Below are 10548 nucleotides of genomic sequence, written 5' to 3' on the forward strand. Positions count from 1 at the left end.
GTGGACCGGGCCGGTGGAACCGGGGTCAGCTCAACAGAGCGCGCTCGCGTGCCGGACCAGGTCGACGTGCACGCGAGCGGTGAGAAGGAGCTCGTCCCGCTGCGACATGGCCCCATGCTGCCGGCGGGTGGACCGACCGGTCAATGTCCTTCCAGAAGATGAGATCGGCGTCGCTGCATTCGTTACGCGGCGCCCACACCAGCGTTCATAGCCCCGAAACACCTACCTGATTGATAGGAGTTTTCGGCCCGCCGGGGCCGTCCACGACGGACCGGGTCGGGTTTCGCGAATCGGCGATCCGGGCATGTTCGATTCCGTCAGGGCAGGGAAGGGAATCGAAGGGAGCCCGCGATGGGTCTGATGTTCCGCAAGCGCAAGAAGTACGGCCCGATCATCCTGAACTTCACCGAGAACGGCTTCTCGTCCTGGAGCATCAAGATCGGTCGCTGGTCCTGGAACTCCCGCGCCAAGGCGCACCGGGTCGACCTGCCGGGACCGCTGTCCTGGAAGCAGGACAAGTCCCGGGCGTGACGTCCCGAGGTCGAGCGGGGTGCCGGTGGATCCACCGGCACCCCGCTCGGCGTTCCGGGGCCCGTCGGCGACGGCGGGAAGGAGTCGACCCGGCGCGCCGGGGACTGCGGCGACGATCGCGCGGGAGGGCCGCCGGCATCCCGGCCGCGCCTCAGGTCGCGGCCGACCCGGGGGCACTTCCGCCCGGCTCGCCGGCGGTCAGCCCGCCGGTCGCGCGTCCGGGCCGGTGATGAGCACGTCCCCGCCGAGCCGGCCGTGCTCCGGGTCGCGGGTCACCTCCCCCGTCCCGAGCAGCCCGGTCAGCGCCCGGACGGCGTCGGCAGACCGGTAGACGGTCGCGGTGAGGGCGTACCGGCGCAGCTCGGTGACCGTACGGGGGCCGGAACGCGCCAGCTCGGCCAGCAGTTCCCGGCGCAGCGGGCCGGGCTCGGGGGTCAGGGCGATGTCGAGCAGCCGTCCGGCCGGATCGGCCGGGTCGCGGTAGCGGACCCCGGCGAACCCGTCGACCGCCCACAGCGCCTCCTTGAACGCCTCCAGGCTCTTGTCGGACCCGGTCGCGAAGGAGAGCAGCCGTGCGGGCGCGCCGTCGGCGGGCACCAGCTCCACCTCGGTCGCCAGCGGGAAGCCGGCGTCGGCGAGGGCGTCCCGGGCGGGCGTGCCGGCGGCGGTGACGAACAGCGCCTCGGCCGGCCTGCCAACCGCCGTGGCGGTCAGCGCGGCCGGGTCGGCGGGACCGTCCACGTACGACAGCAGGGGCGCGCCCGCCGCGCCGGCCGCCTTGACCGCCACCGGCAGTCGGGCGGGCCCGCCGGGCACCACGTGCACGGCGACCTCCGCCGGCAGGCCCGCCTGCGCGGCGCCGAGCCGGGCCGGCAGCTCGGCGGTGCCGTCGGCGAGCACCAGCACGGTGAGCTGACGGCCGCGCAGCCGGTCGGCGTACTCGGCGACCGCCCGCAGCGCGGCCTCGGCGGAGTCGGCGCCGCCGTCGGCGTACGCCAGGGCGACGGTGGCCCGGCGGGCGCGGTGCAGCGCCCCCGGCAGCCAGGCTTCCAGGTGTCGGACGAGCAGCTCGCGCAGGACGGCGTCGGTCGGCATGGTGCCGTTCTACCGCACGCCGCCCCGCACGCGCGCCGCTGTCCGGGCGCGGACGACCCGGGCCGGGCCGACCCGACGGGCCCGGCCGGCAGCCGGCAGGAGCCGGCCCCGGCGGCGGACCCCACCGGGAAGGCCCGGCGGACGGTGCCGCCGGACGGCTCAGGCCGGGACGGAGATGCCCACCCCGCCGCGGGTCTGGCCGCCGTAGCGGCGCCGCTCGGCGTCCAGGTCGAGCCGGCCGATCCGCTTGCGGGCGGCAAGCGCGGCGTCGTCGAGCCGGTCGGCGGGCACCAGCCAGACGATCTCGAACTCCAGGCCGTCCGGGTCCTGCCCGTAGAGGCTCTTGGTGGTGCCGTGGTCGGAGGTGCCGACCAGGGCTCCGGCGGCGACGAGTCGCTGGGCGGTGACGGCCAGCTCGTCGAGGGTGTCGACCTCCCAGGCCAGGTGGTAGAGGCCGACGGCGCCGCGGCCCGCGGTGGAGCGGCCGGCGCCGGCGCCGATCTCGAAGAGGCCGAGGTCGTGGTCGTTGGTGGAGCCGGGAGCCTGGAGGAAGGTGGCGCCCCGGAAGCCGTCCGGGGTCATCGCCACCGGGCGGAAGCCGAGCACGTCGCGGTAGAAGGCGACGCTGCGGGCGAGGTCGCTGACGTAGAGCACGGCGTGGTTGAGGCGGTGGATTCCCATGCCACCGACGCTAGCGCGTATTTGTTGAGCCTTCAACTATCTCGCGTATGATGGTGGTCATGACCCGCTGGCTGGACCCGGACGAGCAGCGCACCTGGCGTGCGTTCCTGACCGCCTCCCGGGCGCTGATGGAGACGCTCGACCGCGAGCTGCAACACGACGCCGGGATGCCGCACGCCTACTACGAGATCCTGGTCCGGCTCTCCGAGGCCCCGGAGCGGCGGCTGCGGATGAGCGACCTGGCCGACGCGAGCGGTTCCTCGCGCAGCCGGCTCTCCCACGCCGTGGCCAGGCTGGAGGCGGCCGGCTGGGTGCGCCGCGAGGAGTGCCCGACGGACCGGCGCGGCCAGATCGCCGTCCTGACCGACGAGGGCTTCGCCACCCTCGCCGCCGCCGCGCCCGGCCACGTCGAGGGGGTGCGCCGGCACCTCTTCGACGCGCTGAGCCCGGCCCAGGTGGACCAGTTGCGCCGGATCAGCGAGGCGCTCGTCGACCACCTGACCGGATCCTGACCAATCCACCCCGGTCCGGGTCTTGTACTTACCGTCGTCGGATGAGCACGATGGGGCGTGCCTTCCGGCTTCGGGGAACTGACTGACCAGGCGCACCATCTGGTGTCCGCCGGCGACCTCGCCGGCGCCCAGCGGCTGCTCGCCGACGCGCTGACCGACGCCGACCCGCGCCCGGCCAACGCGACGCCCGAGCTGGCCGAGGCCGCCAGCCTCCAGGCCCGCGTGCTGGTCGCCCTCGGCGAACCGCACTCCGCCCGCGGCTGGGCCGCCTTCGCGTACGCGGCCACGTCCCGGCTGCACGGGCGCTCCGACCAGCGCACGGTGGCCGCCGCGGCCACCCTCGCGGCGGTGTTGCACCGGGTCGGGAGCTGGTCCCGCGCCGCCCGGCTCTACCAGGAAGTGATCATCGAGCTGACCGCGCTGGACGGCCCGGAGTCGCTGCGGGTCCTCGCCGCCCACGCCGACCTGGCCACCGTGGAGTACGCGCGCGGCCAGTGCCAGGTGGCCCGCGACCGGCTCCAGGACGCCTGGGAGCTGCACCGCGAGGTATACGGCGACGGGCATCCCAGCGGCATCAAGATGCTGGCCCGGCTCGGGGCCATGCAGCGCGACTGCGGGCAGTTCGCCGAGGCGCACGACAACCTGGCGCTGGCGAAGGAGCTCTGCCGGCAGCACCTCCCGGCCGACGACCCGCTGGCGGCGCAGGTGGCGGCGCTGGCCCGGGCGGCGGCCAACCCGGACCACGTCTGCGCCGACACCGCGCCCGTCGACCGGGACGGTCCGATCGTGCCCTCCGCGCGCACTCCGCCCCCCGGCGACGCGCCCACGGCCTACCACCCCTCGCAGCCGGGCTACCGTCCCGCCGGTGCGGACCCGTACGAGCCGGACCCGTACGAGCACCCGCATTCGGTGCCGACGCCCCGGCAGCCGACGGAGGACCCGCCACGGGGCTGGTGGCCCCCGGAGCCGGCGGCCGGGGAGCAGCCCGCCGACAGCGCCGTGCCGCCGTCGGTAGTGCCCCTGGCCGGGGGCGCCACCGCGGAGGCCGACGGGGTGCACCGCGTCCGCCAGCACGGCGCGCCCGAGGAGCCGTACGAGCCGTCGCGCCTGCTGCCCGTGCCGGTACACCGCGCGCCGAGCGGGCGGGACAACCGGCTGCTGCCCCTCATCGTGGGCGGCGTCGCGGTGGTGCTGCTCGGCACGGCGGCCGTGATCGCCGGGGTCGCCGGGATGGACGGCGACGACCAGCCGGCGTCCCCCGCCGCGACCGGCGCGCCGGCCTCGGCGCCGGCCGGCGCCGGACCGTCGGCCGCCACGGTCGGTCCGCCCGCCGCCGGGCCGACGGCCGGGGCGGCGGCCTCGCCCGGCGCCCCGCCGGGCGGCGTGACACTGCGCGACAACCGGGACAACGTGGCGCTGCGCTGGACCTACCCCGCCGGCGGCGAGGGCCCCGTGGTCATCTCCGGCGGTCGGGTCGGCCAGGCGCAGACGGCGTTCGCCAACCTGCCCGCCGGCACCACCGACTTCGTCGTCTACGGGCTGAACCGCAGCACCGACTACTGCTTCACCGTCGCCGTCGTGTGGTCCACCGACACGATCGCGCGGGCGCCGGAGGTCTGCACCAACCGCCCCTGACCGGGCCGGCCCACGTGTCACGCGACGGCGACCGGTGGGCCGGGTGCAGCGGGACGGCGACGGGCCGACCGCGTCCGTCGCGACGGCGACCGTGGGCCGTTGCGGTCAGGGCCGCTCCGGGTCGGCCAGGGCCGGCAGTAACAGGCGCACCCGCAGCCCCGGGCCGGGGTGGGCGTCGGTCAGCTCGATGCGCCCGCCGGCCCGGCGGACCAGTTCCCGCACGATGGCCAGGCCGAGACCGGCCCCGCCGTCGTCGCGCGCCCGCGCGTCGTCGAGCCGGGTGAACCTGCCGAAGACCCGCTCCCGGTCCGCGGCCGGGATCCCCGGCCCGTCGTCGGTCACCGTCACGAGGTGGTACGCCGCCGCGCCGGTCCCGCCCGCGCTCTCGCGGCCCGCGTCCTCCGGGGCGTCCGGCGGCCCCGCGGCCAGCACCACCTCGCCCCGCGCGTGCCGGACCGCGTTGTCGACGAGGTTCGCCAGGACCCGGCGCAGCTCGTCGGGGTCGCCCTCGGTCCACAGCGGCATCGCCGGCGGGTCGAGGCGCACCGGCGGCGACGGGTAGCGGCCGGCCACCGCCGCCAGCAACGCACCCAGCTCGACGGGACCGGTGGCCCGCGCCGGCGGGCGCTCGTCGAGCCGGGTCAGCAGCAGCAGGTCGTCGACGAGCCGGCTGAGCCGCTCGGTGTCGGCGAGCAGGTTCGCCGTCACCGCCGTCCAGTCGGTGCGGTCGGCCAGCCGCCGGGCCACCTCCAGCTCCGTACGGATGTTCGCCAGCGGGCTGCGCAGCTCGTGGGCGGCGTCGGCGACGAACGCCCGTTGCCGGTCCCGGGCCGACTCCAGCCGGCGCAGCATGCCGTTGAGGGTGACCGCCAGCCGGTGGATCTCGTCCTGCGACGCCGGTACGGGCAGCCGCCCGCCCCCGTCCCGCCCGGTGATCTCCTCGGCGCCCCGGCGCAGCGTCTCCACGGGGCGCAGGGTGGCCCCGACCACCCGCCAGGCGACGGCGGCGAGCACACCCACCAGCAGCGGGAAGCTCACCAGCAGGATGGTCCGGACGACGTGCGTGCTGTGCCGCGCGTCCGCCAGCGAGCGGGCCACCAGCACGGTGAGCGGGTCGCCGGCGGTGCCGGCCGGTACGACCACCACCCGGACCGGCCCGGCCAGCTCGATCCGCTCCCCCGACACCGTCAGCCGCTGCCGCGCGCCGGCGTCGAGCCGGTCGGGCGGGACCATCGGCACCAGCCGGTCGGCGTCGATCGAGGCGGCCCGCACCCGCCCCTGCGCGTCGATCACCTGCACCCGGACCTGTCCCCCGGCCACCGGCAGCGGATCGGGCAGGGCGTCCTCGGCGGCCAGCAGCGCGACCGCGTCGGCGGTCCGGAACGCCTCGGTGTCGACGGCGCGTTGCAGCGCCCAGCCGAGGACGCCGAGCACGACCAGCCCGCCGACGGCCAGCCCCAGCGAGACGCCGAGCACCCCGACCACCATCAGCCGCCCGCGCAGCCCCAGCGCGGCCCGCAGCCGACGCGCGAGCAGGGAACCCTTCCGGAGACGGGCGGAGGGACCCCCTCCGGCGCCCGTCATGTGGCGAGCCGGTAGCCGGCACCCCGGACGGTCTCCAGGCGCTCCCGGCCGATCTTGCGCCGCAGGTATCCGACGTAGACCTCGACCGCGTTGGGCGCCGTCTCGTCGCTGGCGTCCCAGACGTGGTCCAGCAGCTCGACCTTGGAGACCACCTCGCCGGGGCGGCGCATCAGGTAGTCCAGCAGCGCGAACTCGCGGGCGGTCAGCGCCACCTCGGCGTCGGCGCGGGTCACCCGCCGCCGGGCCGGGTCGAGCCGCAGGTCGCCGACCGCGAGCACCGTCGGCCGTTCGGGCGCGCCGCGGCGCAGCAGGGCCCGCAGCCGGGCCAGCAGCACCACGTACGAGAAGGGCTTGGTGAGGTAGTCGTCGGCCCCGCAGTCCAGCCCGTCGGCCTGGTCGTACTCGCCGTCCTTGGCCGAGAGCATGAGCACCGGGAGCCAGTGCTCCTCGGCGCGCAGCCGGCGGATCAGCTCGTAGCCGGAGAGGCCGGGCAGCATCACGTCGAGGATCATCGCGTCGTACCCGCCGTGCCGGGCCGCGTCGAGGCCCGCCGGGCCGGTCGCCGCCACGTCCACCGCGAACCCCTCGGCCTGCAACCCCCGTTGCAGGGCGGACGCCAGCCGCGACTCGTCCTCCACCACCAGCAACCGCACGGGTCAAGGGTGCCACCCGCGCGCCGAGGGTCGTACCGCCGTCCTCAGCACGCTCACAGGGTCGAGCGGGCAGGATGTCCACCAGGAGGTGCCACATGTCCGTCCTGAAGAGCCGTCCCGTCCTGCGGTGGCTGGTCCCGGTGACCGCCGTCGCGACCGTCATCGGCGGCGGTGCCGCGCTCGGCACGTTCGCCGCCCAGGCCGAGCCGAGCCTGCCACCGCGCACCGCCGCCCAACTCCTGGTCGACCTGCAGACCTCCCGGCTGGAGGGGCTCTCCGGCACGGTCGTGCAGCGCGCCGACCTGGGCCTGCCGCCGCTGGCGGGGCTGGTCGGCGGCGACAGCCTGACCGGTTTGCTGACCGGTACGCACACGCTGCGCGTCTGGCACTCCGGCCCGGACCGGCAGCGGGTCGCCCTGCTGGACACCCTCGGCGAGCAGGACGTCATCCGCAACGGCCGGGACGTCTGGACCTGGAACAGTCGGACCAACACGGCCACCCACCGCACCCTGCCGGCCGGCGACGGCGAGGCCCGGGCCCCGGAGCTGCCGGCCACCCCGCAGGAGGCGGCCGGCCAGGCCCTCGCCGCGATCGACCCGAGCACCGAGGTGAGCGTCGGCCGGTCCGCCACGGTCGCCGGGCGGGACGCGTACGAGCTGGTGCTCGCGCCGCGGGACGCCGCCTCGCTGGTGCACCAGGTGCGCATCGCCATCGACGCGCGCGAGCACGTGCCACTGCGCTTCGAGGTCTTCGCCGACGGCAGCGACCAGCCGGCCTTCGAAATGGCCTTCACCCAGGTGTCGTACGCCCGGCCGGACGCCGACCAGTTCACCTTCAACCCGCCGCCGGGGGCGAAGGTGACCGAGGAGACCTTCGGGGAGCGCCCGGGCGGCGCCCGCGAGAAGCGGGCGGACGGCCAGCGCCCGGACGTGCGTGCCGTCGGCGAGAGCTGGGCCACCGTGGTGGTGGCACGCCTCGACGGCGCCGGCACGCCCGCCGGCCGGGGCGGGGCGCCGGCGACCGGCGCCGGACGTGACGGGGCCGGCGAGGCGGCGGCGTTGCTCGGCGCGCTGCCGGCGGTCAGCGGCGACTGGGGCAGCGGACGGCTGTTCACCGGGAAGCTGTTCAGCGTGCTGCTCACCGACGACGGCCGGCTGATCGCCGGGGCGGTGACCCCGGAGCGGCTCTACGAGGTGGCCAGGGGCTGAACAGTCGACCTGTCGGGGGTCCGCCGCACGGCGGGCCCCCGATCGCGTGTGCGGTTGCTCGCGGCATGGCCCGGCGCGCTTGGTCCGGACGGCCGGCGCGCGGTATCTTTCTCAGTTCAGGCAACAAAAAGGAACGGCTCTCAATAGCCGTTCCGAGAGAGATACTAACTAATTGGGAGACGGCTTGTCAAGGCATTCCGGCGATTCCGGGGAATTGCAGCCCGATGACGAGATCGGCCGCGAACAGGAATACGTCTCGATGCTCTACGGGCGGCTGGACGGGCTGCGTGAGCAGGCGTCCCGTCGGCTGGCGGAGGAGCTGCGGGCGACCGGCGGCACCCTCCAGGCCCGTTCCCAGCGCGACAGCTCCGTGCGGATGTACGCCGAGCAGGTCGAGCAGTTCGCCGCGGTGGAGAACGGCCTCTGTTTCGGCCGCCTCGACACCGACGAGGGCGGCCCCCACTACATCGGCCGGATCGGCATCTTCGACACCAGCGGCGACTACGACCCGCTGCTGATGGACTGGCGGGCCCCGGCCGCCCGCGCCTTCTACCTCGCCACCGCCGCCAACCCGCAGGGGGTGCGTCGTCGCCGGCACCTGCGCACCCGCGAGCGCAAGGTGGTCGCGCTCGACGACGAGGTGCTGGACCTGGCCACCGCCTCCCCGACCGCGCACGAGGAGCTGACCGGCGAGGCGTCGCTGCTCGCCGCGCTCAACGCCGGCCGGACCGGCCGGATGCGCGACATCGTGGAGACCATCCAGGCCGAGCAGGACCGGATCATCCGCGCCGACCTGCCGGGCGTGCTCGTGGTGCAGGGCGGTCCGGGCACCGGCAAGACGGCGGTGGCGCTGCACCGCGCGGCGTACCTGCTCTACACCCACCGGCAGCAGCTCTCCACCCGGGGCGTGCTGCTGGTCGGCCCGAACGCGACGTTCCTGCGCTACATCTCCCAGGTGCTCCCGGCGCTGGCCGAGACGGGCGTGCTGCTGCGTACGCAGGGCGACCTGTTCCCCGGGGTCAGCGCCCGACGCGCCGAGACCGCGGAGGCCGCCGCGCTCAAGGGCCGCGCGGTGATGGCCGACGTGCTGGCCGCCGCCGTACGGGACCGGCAGTGGGTGCCCGACGAGCCGCTGGAGATCGAGCTGCCGCAGCAGGAGGCGCTCCGGCTCGACCCGGAGACCGTCCGCGCCGCCCGGGACCGGGCCCGCCGCGCCGACCGGCCGCACAACCTGGCCCGGGCGTTGTTCGACATCGAGATCATCCACGCGCTCGCGGCCCAGGTCGCCGAGCGGATCGGCGCGGACCCGCTGGGCGGGGAGAACCTGCTCGACGAGGCCGACGTCGCCGAGATCCGCCGGGAGCTGCGCGAGGAGCCCGAGGTGCGGGCGGCCCTGGACCGGCTCTGGCCGGTGCTCACCCCGCAGCGCCTGCTCGCCGACCTGTACGCCTCCCCGGATCGGATCACCGCCGCCGCGCCCATGCTCACCGACGCCGAGCGGGCCCTGCTGCACCGCGAGCCGGGCGGCTGGACGCCGGCCGACGTGCCGCTGCTGGACGAGGCGGCCGAGCTGCTCGGCGAGGACGAGCGGGCCGCCGCCGCGCGCCGGGAGCGGATCCGGGCCATGCAGCGGGAGTACGCCGAGGGCGTGCTGGAGATCGCCCGGGGCTCCCGGTCCATCGACGTCGAGGACGAGGCCGACGGCGGTGAGATCCTCGGCGTGACCGACCTGATCGACGCCGACCGGCTGCTGGAGCGGCAGGAGGAGGCGGACCGGTTGACCACCGCCCAGCGGGCCGCGGCCGACCGGCGGTGGGCGTTCGGGCACGTGATCGTGGACGAGGCGCAGGAGCTGTCGCCGATGGCGTGGCGGCTGCTGATGCGCCGCTGCCCGAGCCGTTCGATGACCATCGTCGGGGACGTGGCGCAGACGGGCGCGCTGGCCGGCACGCCGTCCTGGGCCGACGCGCTGGAGCCGTACGTGGCGCAGCGGTGGCGGCTGGAGGAGCTGACCGTCAGCTACCGCACGCCGTCCGAGATCATGGCGGTCGCCGCCGACGTGCTCGCCGGAATCGACCCCGCGCTGCGCCCGCCCCGCTCCGTACGCTCCAGCGGGGTGCCGCCGTGGGACCGCGCGGTGGCGCCGGAGCGGCTGGCGGCGGAGGTGGTCGACGCGACGACCCGGGAGGCGGCGGGCCTGGACGACGGCCGGCTCGGGGTGATCGTGCCGGCCGGCCGGGTCGACGAGCTGGGCGCCGCGCTCACCGCCGCCCTGCCCGAGGCGGCCGTCGGCGAGCACCCGGAGCTGGAGAGCCGGGTGGTGGTGCTCACCGTCGCCCAGGCCAAGGGGCTCGAGTTCGACTCGGTCCTGCTGGTCGACCCCGACGGCATCGTGGCCGAGTCCCCCCGCGGTCGCAGCGACCTCTACGTCGCGCTCACCCGCGCCACCCAACGCCTGGGCATCCTCCGCCCGGCCTGAACGCCCGCCCGGGCAGCGGCCAGGCCAGGTCGGGGGGGGGGGGGGCCCCCCCCCCCCCCCCCCCCCCCGCCGCCCCCCCCCCCCCGCCCGGCCCGCCGCCCCGGTGGTGGGGCCCCCCGCGGGGGGGGGGGCCGGGGGGCGGGGGGGGGCGCCCCGGGGGGGGGGGCGGC

10 protein-coding genes are annotated in these 10548 nt (G+C 76.3%); 5 read left to right on the forward strand and 5 right to left on the reverse strand.

What is annotated here, in order from left to right; translation table 11 throughout:
• Window positions 1-30 precede the first annotated feature (30 nt).
• Window positions 31-108: a putative leader peptide gene (locus ACGF7U_RS08545; protein WP_349881247.1), complete on the reverse strand. Its 78-nt coding sequence runs from the start codon at window positions 106-108 to the stop codon at window positions 31-33.
• 243 nt (window positions 109-351) lie between these two features.
• On the opposite strand from ACGF7U_RS08545, the gene ACGF7U_RS08550 reads away from it, so the two are divergent.
• The gene (locus ACGF7U_RS08550; RefSeq protein WP_007075522.1) at window positions 352-531 is read left to right on the forward strand and encodes a DUF4236 domain-containing protein; all 180 of its coding nucleotides are present in this window, start codon (window positions 352-354) and stop codon (window positions 529-531) included.
• 198 nt (window positions 532-729) lie between these two features.
• Here the strand turns inward: ACGF7U_RS08550 and ACGF7U_RS08555 are convergent, their stop codons facing one another.
• A complete protein-coding gene (locus ACGF7U_RS08555) occupies window positions 730-1626 on the reverse strand; it encodes a hypothetical protein (protein ID WP_393104415.1) in 897 nt (298 codons plus the stop codon).
• Between the two features lie 159 nt (window positions 1627-1785).
• Window positions 1786-2307 carry a VOC family protein gene (locus ACGF7U_RS08560; protein WP_393104418.1) on the reverse strand — a complete coding sequence of 174 codons (522 nt, stop codon included), beginning with the start codon at window positions 2305-2307 and terminating at the stop codon, window positions 1786-1788.
• Window positions 2308-2357: 50 nt separating this feature from the next.
• On the opposite strand from ACGF7U_RS08560, the gene ACGF7U_RS08565 reads away from it, so the two are divergent.
• Together ACGF7U_RS08565 and ACGF7U_RS08570 are read left to right on the forward strand one after the other, a co-directional pair.
• Window positions 2358-2819, forward strand: coding sequence for a MarR family winged helix-turn-helix transcriptional regulator (locus tag ACGF7U_RS08565; RefSeq protein ID WP_393105263.1), 462 nt, complete (start codon window positions 2358-2360; stop codon window positions 2817-2819).
• A gap of 57 nt (window positions 2820-2876) precedes the next feature.
• A complete protein-coding gene (locus ACGF7U_RS08570; protein WP_393104420.1) occupies window positions 2877-4454 on the forward strand; it encodes a tetratricopeptide repeat protein in 1578 nt (525 codons plus the stop codon).
• 105 nt (window positions 4455-4559) lie between these two features.
• Here the strand turns inward: ACGF7U_RS08570 and ACGF7U_RS08575 are convergent, their stop codons facing one another.
• Both ACGF7U_RS08575 and ACGF7U_RS08580 read right to left on the reverse strand, forming a co-directional pair.
• Window positions 4560-5942, reverse strand: a complete 1383-nt coding sequence (locus tag ACGF7U_RS08575) for an ATP-binding protein (protein WP_393105265.1) — start codon at window positions 5940-5942, stop codon at window positions 4560-4562.
• Between the two features lie 92 nt (window positions 5943-6034).
• A complete protein-coding gene (locus ACGF7U_RS08580; RefSeq protein ID WP_393104422.1) occupies window positions 6035-6691 on the reverse strand; it encodes a response regulator transcription factor in 657 nt (218 codons plus the stop codon).
• Window positions 6692-6786: 95 nt separating this feature from the next.
• Between ACGF7U_RS08580 and ACGF7U_RS08585 the strand changes: the two genes are divergently transcribed.
• The gene (locus ACGF7U_RS08585) at window positions 6787-7899 is read left to right on the forward strand and encodes an outer membrane lipoprotein carrier protein LolA (protein ID WP_393104424.1); all 1113 of its coding nucleotides are present in this window, start codon (window positions 6787-6789) and stop codon (window positions 7897-7899) included.
• Window positions 7900-8158: 259 nt separating this feature from the next.
• Window positions 8159-10378, forward strand: a complete 2220-nt coding sequence (locus tag ACGF7U_RS08590; protein WP_393105267.1) for a HelD family protein — start codon at window positions 8159-8161, stop codon at window positions 10376-10378.
• Window positions 10379-10548 lie beyond the last annotated feature (170 nt).

The organism is Micromonospora sp. NPDC047670, assembly GCF_043204915.1.
In the GTDB taxonomy this organism is placed as follows: domain Bacteria; phylum Actinomycetota; class Actinomycetes; order Mycobacteriales; family Micromonosporaceae; genus Micromonospora.